The 16,788-nt window shown below is 69.7% G+C and carries 17 protein-coding genes; 3 read left to right on the forward strand and 14 right to left on the reverse strand.

Features of this window, described 5'->3' with window-relative positions; genetic code table 11:
* Window positions 1-85 precede the first annotated feature (85 nt).
* Both RF637_RS08115 and RF637_RS08120 read right to left on the reverse strand, forming a co-directional pair.
* Window positions 86-610, reverse strand: coding sequence for a DUF664 domain-containing protein (locus RF637_RS08115; protein ID WP_144933087.1), 525 nt, complete (start codon window positions 608-610; stop codon window positions 86-88).
* Window positions 611-697: 87 nt separating this feature from the next.
* Window positions 698-1,336 carry a DMT family transporter gene (locus RF637_RS08120; RefSeq protein WP_368844556.1) on the reverse strand — a complete coding sequence of 213 codons (639 nt, stop codon included), beginning with the start codon at window positions 1,334-1,336 and terminating at the stop codon, window positions 698-700.
* A gap of 221 nt (window positions 1,337-1,557) precedes the next feature.
* Here RF637_RS08120 and RF637_RS08125 point away from each other — a divergent pair, with 221 nt between their 5' ends.
* Complete coding sequence (locus tag RF637_RS08125; protein WP_368844557.1) at window positions 1,558-2,148, forward strand: GntR family transcriptional regulator; 591 nt, start codon at window positions 1,558-1,560, stop codon at window positions 2,146-2,148.
* A gap of 28 nt (window positions 2,149-2,176) precedes the next feature.
* Here the strand turns inward: RF637_RS08125 and RF637_RS08130 are convergent, their stop codons facing one another.
* Complete coding sequence (locus tag RF637_RS08130; RefSeq protein ID WP_368844622.1) at window positions 2,177-3,691, reverse strand: MFS transporter; 1,515 nt, start codon at window positions 3,689-3,691, stop codon at window positions 2,177-2,179.
* 173 nt (window positions 3,692-3,864) lie between these two features.
* Between RF637_RS08130 and RF637_RS08135 the strand changes: the two genes are divergently transcribed.
* Window positions 3,865-4,410 carry a TetR/AcrR family transcriptional regulator gene (locus RF637_RS08135; RefSeq protein WP_368844558.1) on the forward strand — a complete coding sequence of 182 codons (546 nt, stop codon included), beginning with the start codon at window positions 3,865-3,867 and terminating at the stop codon, window positions 4,408-4,410.
* 86 nt (window positions 4,411-4,496) lie between these two features.
* Here the strand turns inward: RF637_RS08135 and RF637_RS08140 are convergent, their stop codons facing one another.
* The 11 genes from RF637_RS08140 to RF637_RS08190 form a co-directional block, all read right to left on the reverse strand.
* Complete coding sequence (locus tag RF637_RS08140) at window positions 4,497-5,141, reverse strand: ABC transporter permease (RefSeq protein WP_368844559.1); 645 nt, start codon at window positions 5,139-5,141, stop codon at window positions 4,497-4,499.
* Between the two features lie 62 nt (window positions 5,142-5,203).
* A complete protein-coding gene (locus RF637_RS08145) occupies window positions 5,204-5,770 on the reverse strand; it encodes a DUF3817 domain-containing protein (protein ID WP_085106831.1) in 567 nt (188 codons plus the stop codon).
* Entirely contained in the window at window positions 5,767-6,846 is a 1,080-nt protein-coding gene (locus tag RF637_RS08150; RefSeq protein ID WP_098054609.1) for a hemolysin family protein, read from the reverse strand. Before RF637_RS08150 ends, RF637_RS08145 begins: the two co-directional genes overlap by 4 nt.
* Window positions 6,843-8,390 (reverse strand): hemolysin family protein, encoded by a 1,548-nt coding sequence (locus RF637_RS08155; protein WP_368844560.1) that lies wholly within the window; start codon window positions 8,388-8,390, stop codon window positions 6,843-6,845. The genes RF637_RS08150 and RF637_RS08155 overlap by 4 nt, the downstream gene beginning before the upstream one ends.
* Before the next feature lie 272 nt (window positions 8,391-8,662).
* Window positions 8,663-10,075, reverse strand: a complete 1,413-nt coding sequence (locus tag RF637_RS08160; RefSeq protein ID WP_085106834.1) for a TIGR01777 family oxidoreductase — start codon at window positions 10,073-10,075, stop codon at window positions 8,663-8,665.
* A 42-nt stretch (window positions 10,076-10,117) separates the two neighbouring features.
* Window positions 10,118-11,245, reverse strand: coding sequence for a Gfo/Idh/MocA family protein (locus RF637_RS08165; RefSeq protein ID WP_368844561.1), 1,128 nt, complete (start codon window positions 11,243-11,245; stop codon window positions 10,118-10,120).
* Between the two features lie 139 nt (window positions 11,246-11,384).
* A complete protein-coding gene (locus RF637_RS08170; protein ID WP_131333738.1) occupies window positions 11,385-12,182 on the reverse strand; it encodes a carbon-nitrogen hydrolase family protein in 798 nt (265 codons plus the stop codon).
* Between the two features lie 135 nt (window positions 12,183-12,317).
* Window positions 12,318-12,710, reverse strand: coding sequence for a hypothetical protein (locus RF637_RS08175; protein ID WP_085106837.1), 393 nt, complete (start codon window positions 12,708-12,710; stop codon window positions 12,318-12,320).
* Window positions 12,707-12,937, reverse strand: coding sequence for a hypothetical protein (locus tag RF637_RS08180; protein WP_035965611.1), 231 nt, complete (start codon window positions 12,935-12,937; stop codon window positions 12,707-12,709). Before RF637_RS08180 ends, RF637_RS08175 begins: the two co-directional genes overlap by 4 nt.
* Window positions 12,934-13,488: a hypothetical protein gene (locus tag RF637_RS08185; RefSeq protein WP_368844562.1), complete on the reverse strand. Its 555-nt coding sequence runs from the start codon at window positions 13,486-13,488 to the stop codon at window positions 12,934-12,936. Before RF637_RS08185 ends, RF637_RS08180 begins: the two co-directional genes overlap by 4 nt.
* A 65-nt stretch (window positions 13,489-13,553) precedes the next feature.
* The gene (locus tag RF637_RS08190) at window positions 13,554-15,587 is read right to left on the reverse strand and encodes a maleylacetate reductase and hydroxyquinol 1,2-dioxygenase domain-containing protein (protein ID WP_368844563.1); all 2,034 of its coding nucleotides are present in this window, start codon (window positions 15,585-15,587) and stop codon (window positions 13,554-13,556) included.
* A 104-nt stretch (window positions 15,588-15,691) separates the two neighbouring features.
* Between RF637_RS08190 and RF637_RS08195 the strand changes: the two genes are divergently transcribed.
* The gene (locus RF637_RS08195) at window positions 15,692-16,660 is read left to right on the forward strand and encodes a LysR family transcriptional regulator (RefSeq protein WP_368844564.1); all 969 of its coding nucleotides are present in this window, start codon (window positions 15,692-15,694) and stop codon (window positions 16,658-16,660) included.
* The last annotated feature ends 128 nt before the right edge of the window (window positions 16,661-16,788 follow it).

The raw sequence follows: 16,788 nt of genomic DNA on the forward strand, positions 1-16,788 counted from the left end.
GCCCGCGGCCCGATAGTCAGTACAGCCAGTGTAGGTGAACCGGGGGTGTCCATGTAGTTGCATGAAGACTAAGATCCCCGCGTGTTCAGTACTTCCCGGACCAGCCGTGCTCGACCAGCCCGCGGACGTAGGCGGCCTGCCCCACGTGCTGGGCGGCGTCGTCGATCGCGGACACGATCCGCACACCCCGCGTGACGGGCGGATCCCAGGAATCGTCGATGACCTCGTCCAGCTCGGCCTCCGAGAGGGAACGGACGTACTCGGCCGTGGTATTCGTGACGGCTTCGAGGTAGCCCAGCGGCAACTCGGGATCGTCCACGCGCACGCTCGCCACGGCCTGCGGATCGTCCCCGAAGCCGAAGTCCTCACACGGGCGGTCCAGCCCGAACCTCTCGCACCACCCGCCGGAACGCCACACCTGCTCCGCTCCGCGCAGCTCGGCAACCTGGGCGTCCTGCTGCCGCGCCGCATGCCACACGAGCCAGGACATGGAGTTCAGTTCACCGCGGGGCATCTCGTTGAGGGTGTCCGCGGAGGCCCCCTCCACGGCGGCCCGCGCCGCCTCCAGGGGCCGCTGCGCGGCGTCCGTGATCAGTTCCAGTGCGCTCATGCCCGCGCCTCACTTCCTCGTGCCGACGATCTACGTCGCCCGCCCGGTCCGGTGACTTCCGATCCGACGACGCCGCTCCCTGTCACTCTACGGGTGCCCCGTCGGATCCGGGAGGGGTTCGTCGAGCAGCAGGACGGTCCAGACAAGGGTCAGGAGCGGTTGCATCAGCTGCAGTTGACTCGTCCTGGCGATGCCCATCAGCGCCATGCCGCGATACCAGACCACGAATCCCAGGAACTGGGAGGCCGCCGCGATGTAGAGAAGCCCCGCGACGCCGCGCGCGGAGTGGTGAACGGGCTCCATGGGCAGGGCGGCGATCGTCACGACCAGGTTCACGGGAGCGGCCAGGAGCACCCCCCATGCGATCACTTGCCAGCCGGGGATGCGGGAGGACAATCTCCCGCCCTCCGCGTAGCCCGCGGCGCACACCACGAGGGCGGCCACGAGATAGAGATCCCCGATGCCGGGTACCCCATTGCTCTGCAACAGGGCGAATCCCACGACCACCGCCCCTCCCGCGGCGGCCGCACACCAGAACGCCCACGACGGCCGGTTCCCGGTGCGCAGCGTGGAGATGACGGCGGTGGCCATGGGCAGGGCACCGATGACCACCGCGGAGTGCGAAGCGGACGTGGTCTGCAGCGCCAAAGTGGTCAGAAGGGGGAAGCCCAGGGCGCAGCCGAGTGCCACCGCGGTGATCCCCACCCATTCGTGACGGGCGGGCACGGGCGGGCCCACAGGAGGGCGGTCCCGGCCAGTGCCGCCGCGATGGCGCCTCGTAGTCCGGTGGCCGTCCAGGGTTTGAACCGGCCCAGGGCGAAGACCGTGCCCGGGAAGCTCAGAGAGAAGGCGACGACGCCCAGGGACGCGAGGAAGGGGCCACTGCCCCATACGCCGTCGACCCGTCCCGGGCCCCGAACCGATACTGCTGTGGGAACAGTAGCGCTATGACAAGCTTTCATGATCGAAGTAGCAGTTCCGAGGACATCGCCCGGGAACTGACGCGGGACATCACATCACGTGCCACGGGAACGCGGCTACCGTCCCACCGGGCTCTCGTGACCCGCTTCGGCGCGAGCGCCTCCCCCGTGTCCCGGGCACGCGCGCTACTCGCACAGCGCGGCCTGGTGATCTCCCGCCCCGGGGCGGGGCTGGGGCGCGAGGACGTGCTGGTCGTGGGTCGGCGGACAGGCCGTCCTGTCCACCGCGATGCGGGCAGTGGCCGGTCCCTGGCACGATTGCAGACGGCGCTCACGCAGCGCAGGCGGTTGGCGGTCCGCACGGTCGTCGAGACCCTGGGAGCAGACGTCCTCCCCGATCACCCCCGCGGGGGTTATCACCTGTGGCTGCGCCTTCCCCGGGGCACCGACGAGAGCGAGTTCCTCTCGGCAGCCCTCGCGCGCGGCACCGCGCTGGCCCCCGGCACCTACTTCCACGCCGACCAGCCCGACGTCCCGCGCGTTCGCCTGAGCTACGCAGCAGCGCCCACGACAGCGGACCTGGTCACGGGCATCCATCGACTCGAAGGACTCGTGTGAGGAGGACCGCTACAGCACCGCGGTCCGGTCAGTGGGTGCGGGGCATGCGGCGGTCCGCGCGGAGCACGCGCACTAGGACCACGGCCACGGCCAGCACCATGAGACCGCCCACGAGCGAGCTCCACTGCATGCCGGAGGAGAAGGCGGCCGTGGCGGCGTCGACGATCGAAGCCTGCAACGGCGACTGAGCGGCCACGTCCAGGGCGCCACCCAGCGTCTCGTGCGCGGCCTGCGCGCTCGCGGGATCCAGGGCCGCGGGCAGGTCCAAGTGGGCCTGGTAGAAAGCGGTGGTCACACCACCCAGCACGGCGGTGCCGAGCACGGCGCCCACCTCGTACCCGGTTTCGGACACGGCCGACGCCGCTCCGGCCTTGCGTTCCGGCACGGACGAGACCACGAGGTCGGTGGACAGTGTGGTCGCGATACCCACACCCGCGCTCATCACGGTGAACCCGCCCAGGACCGGCAGCGCCGAGGCCTGTTGATCGGTGAAGAACACCAGGAGGAAGCCCAGGGCAACGAGCAACAGACCCAGCACCACGGCGTTGCGCAATCCGATCGTGTAGGCCAGCTTCGCGGCGGTGAGCCCGGCGACGATCGCCAGCAGCAGCCCGGGGACCATCAACAGACCGGAGGTCATGGGGTCCATGCCACTGACCAGCTGCAGATGCTGGGTGAGGAAGAACAGGAACCCGAACATCGCCACGTTGGACACCACGTTCACGGACAACCCACCCGAGAACCGGGGGCTGCGGAAGAAGCGCAGGTCCAGCATGGGGTAGTCCTTGACCACCTGGCGGCGCGCGAACAACAACCCGGACAGCGCACCCACGGCGATGAACAGCACACCGTGCAGCGCGGAGCCACCCGTGGCCATGGTCTTGATGCCGTACACGATCGGGGCCATGGTCAGGATCGCGAGCACGATGGACGCGGGGTCCACCGGTCCCGGGTGGGGGTTACGGGACTCGGGCAGCAGCAACGGGGCCGCGATCAGGAACGCGATCAGCACCGGGACAGCCAGCAAGAATACCGAGCCCCACCAGAAGTGGTTGAGCAGGAAGCCCCCGGCGATGGGACCCAGGGCGGCGCCGGCGCTGAACCCGGCCGTCCAGATCGCGATGGCAAGGCTGCGCTGGCGATCGTCCTGGAACACGGTGCGCAACAGGGACAGCGTGGTGGGCAAGAGCATGGAACCGAACACGGCGATCCCCACGCGGGCGGCCAACAGCCATTCGGCGCTCGGGGCGAAGGCCGCGCCCAGGGAGACCAGGCCGAAGCCCGAGGAACCGATGATGAGCATCTTCCGCCGCCCGATCCGGTCCCCCAGGCTCCCCATGGGGATCAGCAGGGCGGCCAGGACCAGGGGGTAGATGTCCACGATCCACAGCAGCTGCGCTGCGGTGGGACGCAGCCCCGCGGAGATCGCGGGCAGGGCGAAGCTCAGGGCGGTGTTGTTCACGGAGACCAGGAGCACCGGGAACATGAGGGCGCCCAGGGCGGCCCAGCCACGGGCATCGGCCTTGCGGTGTTGATCGACCATCACGGACACGTGGAACCTCCTGGGAGAAGAGCTGCGGATTCGGGTGTGCGAGCCGTACACGGTTGTACCGAGCTCCTCCACAGGAGCCTCTCGCCAAGTTTTTACCGTCTAGACGGTACAGTTAACATGGTTAGGCTGGCAATGATTCCCACCCCGTGAGGTTCACTACACCCATGCCCCGCAAACCCGTGGCCCGCGAGAAACTACTCACCGCGTTCGAACACCTCGTGCTGTCGGAGGGCGAACGTGCCGCGACCCTGGACGCCGTCGCCGCCCGGGCGGGGGTGTCCAAGGGCGGGTTGCTCTACCACTTCCCCCACCGGCAAGCGCTCGTGGACGCCGCCCTGGCCCGGTGCGAGGAGATGGCCCGCGAGGACCTGACCCGCCTCACGCAATCCCCCCGGGGTGCCGCACGGGAGTTCCTGGCCACCTCCCTCTACGAGGACAGCCCCCTGGACCGCAGCCTCATGGTGGCCTTCCGCATGGTGCAGTCCGGCGAGCCCGGCGCCCGCGAGACGTGCGAGCGCGTGACCCGGGAGTGGTACCGCGTGGTCCTCGAGGACGTGGGGGACCCGATGATCGCCACGGCCGTGCAGTGCATGGGGGACGGGCTCTACCAACGGGCGTCCATGGGCCTGCTGCCGGAGGATCCGGAGGAGAAGCAGCAGATCCTGCAGCGCCTGTTGGACACCGCGGATCGGTTGACGCGGGGCTCGTGACGAAGCCCCGGCCGAGCACCTCGCGGTACTCAGCCGGGGCTTTGTGGCGGGGCCGTTCAGGGCGCCGCCGTGCCGGAACGAACGGGTCAGTCGACCCGCGCCAGCCCCTCCACCGGGTTGAGCTTCGTGGCCCGCCGCACCGGCAGCGCGGAGGCGATGACCGCCACCACCACCGCACCGGCCAGGATGAGCAGAAAACCACCCCACGGCACCACGGGCCGGACGGTCATCCCCTCCACGACCAGGGACATCACCCCCAGCATCCCGAAGAGCCAGCCCACCACCAGGCCCACCACGGTGGCCACGAGTGAGATCACGAGGGCTTCCCGCCGGATGACCGCCCCGAGTTGCCGTGTGGACAACCCCAGCGCCCGCAGCAGAGAGCTCTCCCGGGAGCGTTCCAGCACCGACAGGGACGTGGTGGACGCAATCCCCAGGACGGAGACCACCACGGTCACCGCGAGCAGTGCCAGCATCACCGCAAGCAGGATGTCCAGGAGGTTCACGTAGCCGGCCTTCTCGAGTAAGGCTCCACCCAGCTCATCCGTGCCCACGTGCAGGATCTTCGCGACGGACTCCTCCAGCTTGGTGGCTTCCTGCACGTCGAGGCGCTGCGCGGCGTCGGAATGCCGTCGGCGGAGCGGGAGCCGCGCAGACCGTCGAGTGCCGCCGCGCCGGGCCCAGGAGGCCACGAGGGTCAGGAGCACGCCGGTGACCAGTCCCGCGATCACGTCCCACAGGACCTGCGGTGTGCATCATGCGAGGGGATGAGCGGGCCACCGTGGGGCTCCCCTCAGGAGAACCACTCGGTGGGCGGGCCCGCGGTGAGCAGCACCGAGAACAGCGCCACCACGAACACCAGCAGGGCCAGGGCGGAGAGCACGGGCCACCGCAGGATGACCGCGAGCAGCCGCTCCGCGGGAGTGCGGGCGGGCTCACGCAGCCCGCTCGGGACCCCGCCGGGGGTGGCGGAGGTGGCGCGGGCGTCGTCGCCCCCCGCAACCCGTCCGTCCGACGTGGTGCCGGCCCCGGTGCGCGCGTGACCCGCGGGGGCCACGCGCCACTCGTCCGCGAGCAGGCCCTTGCGCTCCACGTGCCGTTCGAACGGCACCGTGGCGAACGGAACCACGGAGAGCACGAGGCCCAACACGCCCGTGGCGGCCGGCCAGCGCCGGTCCGTCCAGACCACCACGGTGGAGACGCAGTAGCTCAGGAACACAAACCCGTGGATCCCCCCGGCCAGGCGCACGGGGAGGTCACCGGCACCGAATCCGTACTTGGCGATCATGCCCAGGATCAGCAGCGCCCACGTGACGGCCTCGGCGGTCGCGGCGATCCGGTACAGCTTCCGCGGGCTCATGCGGCGGAGTCCTGATCGGCCTTGGAGGTGGCGTCGCGGACCTCGCCTACGAGCTCCTCCAGCACGTCCTCGAGCGCCACGATGTACACGGACTCGTCCGTGGTGCGCGAGTCCCGGGCCACCTGGCCCAGCAGCGCGAAGTGCGCGCCGTTGGCCTGCATGGTGCGGGTGACCTTGCGCAGCTTGTCCTCCGGGGCCACGCGCGCGAAGCGGCGGATGATGGCGGCGGGGATCGGTTGCTCCCGGGCGGTCTCCGGCAACCCCAGCACGTCCTTCGTGTGGACGTAGCCCATGAGCCGCTCGTTCACGTCCCGCACGGGGAAGCGCGAGAAGCCCGTCTCCGCGCACAACTGCTCGACCCCGGCCACGGTGATGTCGGACGGGACGGTGCGCATGCCCGCGAGGGGCAGGGCGACGTCGCCGGCCGTCTTGTTCTCGAAGTTCAGCGCGCCCGTGAGCAATCGGATCTCGTCGGTGTCGAGCAGGCCCTCACGGCCGGACTCGGCCACGAAACCGCGGACGTCATCGGACGTAAAGGCCGAGGCGACCTCGTCCTTGGGCTCCACCTTGAACAGCCAGCGCACCAGGTGGTTGGCCGTCTCGTTCATGACCCAGATGGTGGGGCGGAAGACCACCACGAAGCCGTGCAGCACGGGGCCGAGCACCTGGGCTACGCGGCTGGGGATCGCGATGGCGATGTTCTTGGGCACCATCTCGCCCAGGACCATGTGCAGGAAGGTCACGATCAGCAGCGCGATCGCCAGGGCGATCGGGTGCAGCAGAGCGGACGGCACGCCCGCGGCCTCGAGGGGCACCTCAATAAGGTGTGCGATCGCGGGTTCACCCACGGCACCGATCAGCAGGGAGCACGCGGTGATCCCCAGCTGGGTGGCGGCCAGGGACACGGACACGTTCTCAATGCCCTTGAGGGCGTACTTCGCGGACTTGGATCCGTCCGAGGCGCGGGGTTCGAGCTGGTCGCGGCGGGCCGATACCATCGCGAACTCGCTGGCCACGAAGAAGGCGTTGCCCGCCAGAAGCAGGACCAGGACGATGATGGCGGTACTCGTGGTCATCGCTGCTGCTCCTCACGCGGGTCCTCCACGGACACGTCCTCGTCCCGGTGGAAACCGGCGGCGCCCACACGGTCGCCGTGCGAGACCCGGAATTCCTCCGCGGTCTCGGGGTCGCGGTTCTCACCGCCCAGCGGGTCCGGCCGCCCGGGTGGGCGCCAGGACGTGGACGACGTCGAACCGCCCCGTTCGTCCGGATTGCCGCCTTCGCGGTGCACCATGATGCGGTCCACGCGGTGCTGGTCCATGCGCACCACGGCCAGGTGGATCTGCGCTTTGGTGGGCAGGTCGTCGTCGTCGCGGTGGATGTGGTCGATCGCTTCCAGGGTGAGCTTGTCGCCCACGCTGGGCAGCCGGTCCAGTTCCTCGGCGATGAGACCGCCCAGGGTGTCGGACTCCTCGCCCTCGGGCATGTCCACGCGCAGCACGTCGCCCAGTTCGTCCGGGCGCAGCAGTCCGGAGACCACCAGGCCACCGTCGCGGGTGCGGCGGAAGCGCTGCACCCGGGTGTCCTGCTCGTCGTCGATCTCCCCCACGATCTCCTCGATGAGATCCTCCAGGGTCACGATGCCCGCGGTGCCGCCGTACTCGTCCACGACCACGGCCAGTTGCAGACCCTTGTTGCGCAGTTGACGCATGAGCGGGTCCAGGGTCATGGATTCGGAGACCACGTCCGCGGGGACGCACACGTCCGCGACGCGCACCACCGCGCGTTCCTCGAACGGAACGGCGAGCGCGTGGGTGTAGTGCACCACGCCCACGATGTCGTCCACCGATTCCCCTGTGACGGGGAACCGGGAGTGACCGGACTCGGACGCGGTGAGCAGCATGTGCTCCACGGTGTCGTCCGCGTCCAGGAAGGTGACCCGGGGGCGGGGACGCATCACGTCCGCGGCCGTGCGGTCACCGAACTCGATGGACCGGGCCACGAGTTCCGCGGTGCCCGCATCCAACGTGCCCTCACGCCCGGAGCGGCTCACCACGGACGCGAGTTCCTCCGCGGTGCGCGCGTTGGCCACTTCCTCCGTGGGCGTGAAACCGAGCATGCGCAGCACCGCGTTCGCTGAGCTGTTGAGCATGGTCACGAGCCAGCCGAAGACCACCATGAAGATCTTCTGCGGCAGCACAACCACGTGGGTGACCCGCAGGGGGTCCGCAATGGCCCAGTTCTTGGGGACGAGTTCACCGAACACCATCTGCGTGAAGGTCGCGACGATGAACGCGGCGGTGGTCGCGATACCCACCGCAGCGGCGTCGGGCACGCCGGTCCACCCGAGGCCCTCGGTGAGCAGGGTGCCCAGACTGGGACCGGTGAGGAAGCCCGCCATCAGGCTCGTGACGGTGATGCCCAATTGGGCACCGGAAAGGTTGGTGGAGGTCTTCTTGAGGCTCTGCTCGATGGTCTTGGCGCGCTTGTCGCCTTCGGCCTCCGCGCGTTGGACCGCTTGGCGGTCCACGGTGAGGAACGAGAACTCGACCGCCACGAACAGGGCGTTGGCGAGGACCAGCAGGAGAAAGACGAGGAGGAGCAGCCAGGCCGTCAGCACCAGCTCACCTCACTGCACACCGCATTGGCACGGGAAGGGAACGGGGAACCGAACGAGCGGATGTCAGGGGAGCAGCGGCGCTGCCCGGGACTGTCCGACTCCTTGTCATCGGCCGAGGGGAGCGCACCGAAGTACGCTGCGGGCCGGTTGTGTTGAGATGTCACGGGAAAAGGATACCGAATCCGCTCCCGGGGAGGAGAGGGACACCGCCCGACCGGTGGAGCTCTGCCCCCGCGGTGTTCCGCGTTCACACCTGAGCGGCGGGCTCAGCGTCAGCGGGTGCGCCCCAGGATGTGCTCGGCGCAGCTGCGCAGGTCCTCGTTGCGGAACCGGTACCCGCTGGCCAGGAGCTTGCCGACGTCCACCCGGTGGCTCGCCGCCACGAGTTCCTCGGTGGCCTGCGCCCCCAGAACGGCCTTGGGACCGGCCAGGGGTGTGGGGACCACCGCGGGGCGGTGCAACACACCGGCCACGGTCTTGGCGAACTCCTTCTGCCGCACGGGTTCGGGGGCGGCCACGTTGAACGGGCCCTCGGCGTCGTCGCTCAGCGCAAGGTGGGCCACGGCGCCGGCCATGTCGTCCAGGCCGATCCAGCTCTGCCACTGCTTCCCGCCGCCCATGGGCCCGGACAGACCGGCCTCCATGAGGGGCAGTTGCGGTTTCAGCAGGCCACCCGTGGGTGAGAGCACCAGACCGGTGCGGACGTTGACCACACGCATGCCGTACACGGCGGCCCCGTGCGCGGCACGTTCCCACTCCCGGCACACCTCCGCGAGGAAACCGTCCCCGGACGCGGAGTCCTCCGTGAGGATCTCGTCCCCCCGCCCGGTGCCGTAGTAACCGATCGCGGAGGCGACCACCAGCGCGCGCGGGCGCTTCTCGGCCGACACCTGGCCCAGCGCGCGCACGAGCAGGTTGGTGCTGTCCACGCGCGAGCGCATGATCTCGTGCTTCTTCGCGGGCGTAAAACGCGTAGCGATACTTTCGCCGCCCAGGTGGACGACGACGTCGACCCCCTCCAGATCGTGCGGGTTCAGCACCCCTTCGTCCGGGTCCCAGCCGATGACACCCTCACCGGTGGCGCCGCCGCGCTTGAGGCGGAGCACCGTGTGCCCGCCCGTTTCGAGTAGCGCGCACACCTGGGTGCCCACGAGCCCGGAGGAACCGGCCACCGCGATGGTGAGCCGGGGCCCGTCGTGCTGGTCGTGGAAGTCCAGGTCGGCACGCAGTTGACGTTCCCGGTAGGCGAAGATCCGCTCGAGCTGCGGCGTCATCACGCGCTCACCCAGGTCGTTGAGCTTGCCCGCCCACTCCGGCAGTGGGCGCACCGTGACCTGGTCCCGGACCAGGGTCCCGCCGTTCTCCGTCTCCTCGAAGACGTGCCGGTGCTCCCACTCCCCCAACGGCCCGCTGACCATGCGATCCGTGAAGTACCGCGGCGGATCCCACTCACCGTGTTCGGCTGTCCAGGGCAGGTGCACCATGCCGAACGTCCCGGGCACGGAGATCCCCAGCTTGGCTTCCGAGCCCGGTTCGATCCCGTCCGACGGTGCTTGGCGCACCTGGTCGGGGCCCCCACCGAACGGCGGGGTCAGGCGAGGCAGGGCGCCGGGGCGCTCGTGCCACGCGAAGACCTGCTCCCGGGGTTGGGACAACCGTGTCTCATGGATGTACTGGTGTGTCATGGCAGTGCTGTCCGTTCGTCAAGGGGCCCGGGATGCGGGAGATCAGCCGTTCTGGGGAACCTGGTCCACGAGCTCGTCGTCCTCCGGCTCGTCCGCGGGGGTGACGCGGCGGACCTGCTCGGAGGTCACCGTCCGTTCCCGCTGATAGGGCTCGAGCGTGACGGGGCGGCCGGTCTCGAGCGATTCGAGGACGGCCTCGTTCACGCGCACGTCCAGCATGCCCTCCTCGCCGTCCGGTTCCGGGGCCTCGCCCCGGCGCAGGCAGTCCACGAAGTACTGCGTCTGGCCACCGAACTGTTCCACGGGGTCGTGGGCGAAGCTCTCGGAGGAGCCCTCCTGGGTGAGCGTGTACTCGATGCCCACGCCCGGACCGAAACCGAAGCACGGCTGCGCGCTGATCTCGCCCTTGGTCCCGGCCACGGTGAACTGCTCGGCGGACTCGGAGGCGTAGCTGATGGTGAACTGCGCCACCCGTTCACCCGGGAAGGTGAGGGTCACGGCCACGGTGTCGTCGAAGTTGAACTCGCGGCCCGGGGTGCGGACTCCCTTGGCGTAGACCTCCACGGGTTCGTCGTGGAAGAGGTTGCGGACCATGTTCTGCGGGTAGGTGCCCATGTCGGGGATGGGCCCACCCCAGAAGCCCGAGTGACCGCGGTGGTTCTCCTCCGTGATGTCCTGGGAGAAGGTCGCGGTGAAGAATCGCGGGTCACCGATGACCTGCTGGTCACGGACCTTCTCGATCATCTCCACGGTCGCGGGTTCCTGGTGCAGGCGGTAGGCGACCATGAGGGTGGCCCCGCTCTGCTTCGCGGCATCGGTGATGGCCTGGCAGTCCTCCACGGAGGTGGCCATGGGCTTCTCGAGCAGGGTGTGGATCCCGGCCTTCAGCGCGGGTTCCGCGAACTCGCGGTGGCGGAAGACGGGAGTGGCCACGTACACGGCGTCGATGTCACCGGACTCCAGCAGCGCGGGGTACTCCTCGTAGGAGTAGGTGGCCACACCGAATTCCTGACCCAGCACCTCCGCTTTCTCCGGGCTCGAGGTCACCAGGGCCGCGAGCTCCGCGTCCTCGATCCGGGAGAGCCCGGGGATGAACGCCTGCTGGGAGATCTGTCCCACGCCCACCACGGCGAAGCGGACGGGGTGGTTGTTCTGAATGGCATCAGCCATGATTCTGACCTCCGGACTGCTCGAGTATGACGGTCCACGCCCACAAGTCAGGGGCTTATGACGTGCTACTACCCACTGTAGGCACGGGCCGCGAGTTCTGTCAGCGCTCGTTCACCCACCGCGCACAGCTTCCCGGGTCTCAGAGTTCGCGCGCGTTGCGCAGCACCGGGATGGCCTTGCGCGTCCGCTCCACGAGCTCCGGGTCCAGGTCCACGACCGTGTAGTCCGGGGCGTCTCCCAGCCGCGCCACCACGGAACCGTCCGGCGCGGCCACCAGGCTGTGCCCCACACCGCGCGGCGCCTTGTCCGGGTTCTCCTCCCCCACCGACTCGGGGTTCGCCTGTCCCACGGCCACCACGTACGACGTCGTGTCCAGGGCTCGCGCGCGTGCCAGCAGTTCCCACTGCGCGACCTTGCCCGGCCCGTCCCCCCAGGACGCGCCGAGAACGGTGACCACGGCGCCGTCGTGCGCCAATCGCGTGAACAGACGCGGGAAGCGGATGTCGTAGCACGTGGCGACCCCCACCGTGAGGCCGCCCGCGGAGAAGGTGACCGGTTCGTCGCCGGGGTCCACGGTGTCCGACTCCAGGAAGCCGAAGGCGTCGTACAAGTGGATCTTGGCGTAGCCGCGCACGGTGCCGTCCGGGAGGGCGATCACCGCGGTGTTGCGCACGCGATCACCGTCGCCGGGAGTGAACATGCCGGCGACGATCGCGACCGAGTGCTCACGCGCGAGCTCGGAGACCGCCGTGGCCCATGGCCCATCGAGAGGTTCGGCGACGTCCTTGAGGCTGCGACCGAACGCAAACATCGTGGCCTCGGGCAGCACGAGGAGATCCGCGCGGTCCTCCCCCGCGCGGCGCGCGAGCTCGCGGACGCGCTCGAGGTTGTGTTGCGAGTCGTGGGTGCTAAGCAACTGGCCGAGTGCGATACGCATATCAGTCACGGTAGCCGGGCGGCGCAGGGGTCCGGAAGTGCTGCCGGGGCGCAGGGGCCGTCTCCGTGCGGATGTCGACGGCGCGTCTCACGCGGAACCACCCGGCCGCCCGCGGGTGCGGGGCGGACCCGGGACCTATGCGTTCTTGGCGATCTTGACCGCGCTCATGATCATGGGGATCTGCAGCGGGAGGCGGCCGAGGGAGATCGCCTGCTTCGCGGCGGACGCGTGGCGCCAGTCCCACGCCATCTTGAAGTTGCCGGGCCACACACCCACGAACAGGGCGGCCGCGGCCACCCCGCCGGCCTTGCGTGTGGCGGGGATGAGCAGCAGCGCGGCGGTCCCGAGTTCCGCGAATCCTGAGCCGATGGACCACTGCCGGGCGGTGCCGGGCAGCTGTTCGGGGATCAGGTGGTCGAACGGTTCCGGTTTCACGAGGTGCAGGGTCCCCATCCCCGTGAGTGCCAATCCGGTGAACAGCGCGGCGCGGTGGGCCCTGCGGCGGGCGGTCATCAGTTTTTTGGTCATGCTCCACGGTACCCGGGAGTGGACTCCCCGCAGCGGCGGTAGGACGGGCCCCACTCCTCACCGCAGTCGATGAGGTACTGCGAACCGTTCACGGTGAGCAGCGTGGAGATGCCCACCCGGTCGGAGCCGTCCCACCACGGCGGCCCACCGGAGGTCCCCAGCAGGGTCACGCGCGTGGCGTAACGGGAGGCGTCCTCCCGACTCAGTGGCCGCGGTGCGACGTTCATGCCCGGGCCCCCTGCTGAGAAGCGTCCCGCGTTCCCTGCTCGGAAGCGCCCCCGGAGTCCTGCTCGGAAGCGTCGCGAGCACTCACGGAGCTCCGGCCGCCCTGAAGCGCACCCTCCCCGCTGCCCAACACCGCGCGCAGCGTCTCGGTCAGCATGGCCGCAGGATCCTCGACCATCCCGTGCGAACGGTAGGCCACGCGGTTGTGGGGGCGCACGAGCACCATGCCGTCGTCCGCGACCTCGCGCAGTCCGGCCCAGTCACCGTAAAGGTCCTCGTTTTCCTGCTCCGGCCCGATCACGTGGGCCGTGAGCGGGATGCCGAGCTCCTCGGCCACCCGTTCGGCGGCGTCCGCCCACTTGGCGCCGTTGATCCCGGTGAGCACCGTGAACCGGCCGTGCCCGCAGATGTCGTGCGTGGACACGCTGGGTTCCCGCGGGTCGGCGAGCCCGAGCCACGCGTGGGGCAGCGGCGAGCCGGGGCGCGTCGTCGGACGGTAGTACAGCTCGGCGTCCCGCTCGTCCACGGGCAGCTCGGTGCCGTCCGCGACCACGGCGGAGGACGATCCGGCGGCGCCGTGACGGCACGGCGCTCGCGGTGGAGGGGAAAGGGGTGGGCTCAGACGTCCTCGGGGGCGAGCACCACGTCGAAGCGGGTGCTGGCCCAGCTCTCGTCCAGGCGGCGACCGTCCGGGGTGGGTTCGTTCGCGTCATGCGTCTCGAACGTCTTGATCAGGGAGTCCTTGACGCCGAACACCGAGTCGCCGGCCTCGAGTTGCGGATCCCCCTCCACGAAGATGTGGGTCACGAGCGTGCGCCGCCCCGGGGCCGAGACCATGAAGTGCAGGTGGGCGGCGCGGTACGGCGAGCGCCCGGTGCTCTGCAGCATCTTGCCCACGGTCCCGTCGTGCGGGATGGGGTACGGGGTGGGTGTGAGGCCCCAGAAGCGGAACGTCCCATCGTTGTCGGATTCGAGCCATGCGCGGCCGTAGACCCGGCCGTCGGTGTGCTGGACGTCGTACAGACCCTCGTCGTCCGCCTCCCACACCTCGATGCGCGCACCCGCCACGGGGTTGCCGTCCGTGTCCTTGACGGTTCCCTCGACCCAGCACGGCTGGCCCGGGGCACCCCCGGCGATGTCTTCGCCCTGGTCGATACGCGGGGCGTCCTGGGCGAAGAACGGGCCGAACACGGTGGCTTCCGTGGCGTCCTCGTAGGCCCGGTTGTTCACGGCGATGGTCTGCATGGAGATGCCCAGCACGTCCGAGAGCAGCACGAATTCCTGACGGGTGTCCGTGGTGATGTTCCCCGCGTCCGTGAGGAACTTGATCGCGGCGTTCCACTCGTCCTCGGTCAGCCGGGTCTCGCGCACGACGGCGTGGGCATGGGTCACGACGCTGCGCAGCACCTCCGCGAGGCGCTGGTCGGGGGACTCGTCGAAGGACGCCAGGACCTGTTCGGTGAGTTGCGCTTCGCGCTGGCACTGCTCCTCACTCTCGGTGCTGTCGGACGCGTCACCGGTCGCGGCCGTGACCACCGAGGGGTTCTCCCCCTGCAGGGCCGCGCGCAACAGCACGGTGAGGTTCTCGGTCGTGGGCGTGACCGGGTTGGACTCCGGGATGGCCTTGAGCGAGCGCTCCACGGCCTCGGTAACGTCCTCCTCGGTGAAGCCCACGTCGGACAGCGCCCGGGGTGCGTCCAGGTCCTTCCGCAGTGCGGCCAGTGCGTCGTTGGCGGCCCGGGCCTCCCCACCGGCCACGGTGCCCTCGTACCCGAGCGCGGCGGCGAGACGGCCGGCGAGTTCCGGGACGGCCGGGGCGTTGAACGCCAGGACGTACGGCAGCACGGTCGCGTGGGTCTCGGCGTGGGGCAGGTTGAACGTCCCCCCGAGCACGTGCGCGATCTTGTGGTGGATCCCCGAGCCCGCGGACGCGAACGACAGTGCGGAGAGGTAGCAGCCGTAGAGCGCCTGCTCACGGGCGTGCATGTCCTCGGGGTCCTTGACGATCCCCCGCAGGGCGATCGCCAGTGCCCGCGCACCCTCGAGCGCATGCGCTTGGTTGATGGGATCGACCTTGGGCGCCCACAGCGAGTCCACACAGTGCGCGAGTCCGTTGAGCCCGGACGCGACCGACAGACCCACGGGCAGGGAACGCGAGAGTTCGGCGTCGTAGATCACAGCCTCGGGCAGCACCTTGGGGTCCAGGCCGGTGGACTTGGTGCGGTCCTCCGTCATACCCCACATGCTCGTGGCCTCGGAGCCCGCGTAGGTCGTGGGCACGGCCAGGAGGGGCAGCCCGGACGTCAGTGCGATGGCCTTGCCCAGCCCCGTGGTGGAGCCGCCGCCCACGGTGACGAGCGCGTCCACGTCCGCCTCGCGTGCGGCGTCCCGCGCGCGCTCGGCGAGTTCCACGGGGACGTGCTGGACGACGTCGTTCCACGTCAGGGCGGGCTGCGCACGCTCGGCGACCTGCCGGACCAGCTCGGCTCCGTGCTCCCCCGCGATGATCATGGGGCGCGTGGCGCCGAGGCGGTCGAGTTCGGCCGCGAGGTGTTCGGCGGCCTTGCCCGAGCCGAACAGGACACGTTGTCCCAGGGTCGTGTGCTCGAAGACCGTCGGCCGGGGCGCTGAGTCGGAACGCTGGATGGACATGGGAAACCTGCCTTGACTGGACGATCCTGATGTCCTCCCAGTGTGGTGCACACCATATCCATAGATCCAAGACAATTTTTTCTAGTCAGACATAAGGAAACATTATGGATACCCGCCAGCTCACGTACTTCCTTGCGGTCGTGGACCACCAGGGCTTCACTGCCGCGTCCGCGGCCCTGCGGATCACGCAACCGGCTCTGAGCAACACCGTGAAGCAACTCGAGAAGGAATGCGGGGTGCCGCTGCTGCACCGCGGCGCACGCGGCACCCGGCCCACCGAGGCCGGCAAACAACTCGCCACGGACGCCCGGCGCATCCTACACGACCTCGCGTCCACCACAGCGCGCATGCGGTCGATCGCCCAGGGTCGGCGGGGTCAGGTCACGCTGTCCGTGGCACCCGCGTTCGAGTGGTGGCACCTGCCGCACGCGCTGAACATCATGGAGAGCGCGGCCCCGGACATCGACATCGACCTGCGGGACCCCTCCCCGGACATCACACTGCGCACGTTGCACGAGGGCGTGATCGATCTGGGGGTCGTCCTGACCTCGGACGTCTCCGCCCTGCGGCGGATCCACGGCGCGGACCTCTCCCTGGAACCCCTGCTGACCATGCCGCTCGTGGTGCTGTTGCCGCGCAGCATGGACACCCTGCCGCCTTATGTCTCCTTGGCGGACCTGGCGTCCGAGACGTGGCTCGTGCCCGCCCGCTACCCGGGACTGTCCGGGCTGCCGGAGTTACTGGCCAACGTGTGGCGCGAACGCCCCACGACCCGCCCGGAGACCGTCACGGAGGTGTCCACGCTGCAAACATGTGTCCCGCTCGTGGCGGCCGGGCGCGGGGTGGCGCTCGTGCCCGAGCAGGTGCGGGAGATCATGGGCGCCACATGCGTGATCCGGAAGGTGCGGGAGAGCGTGGCGCACCAGACCGCCGTCGTCGGCTGGCGCACGCAGCAACCGCTGTCCCCCGCCGCCCTGCGCGTCAAGGACGTCCTGTTGGACCCCGCCACGTGGGCGCGACCCGGGGACGCCGTGGGTCCGGATCCCGCGCTCGAGCAGGAACAGAGCTGGTGACCACCTCCTGCCATAATCGGCGCTTATCGGTCATCCCGCGTTCCTCGTGAAGGGACGCACGTACCGGGCCTAGGCTGGGAGACAGCACGCGGCGTCGTCGTCGGAGGACGTCGTCGCAGGAAGTGGGG

The sequence above is a fragment of the Kocuria sp. CPCC 204721 genome (genome assembly GCF_040980945.1).
GTDB classification, from domain to species: domain Bacteria; phylum Actinomycetota; class Actinomycetes; order Actinomycetales; family Micrococcaceae; genus Kocuria; species Kocuria marina.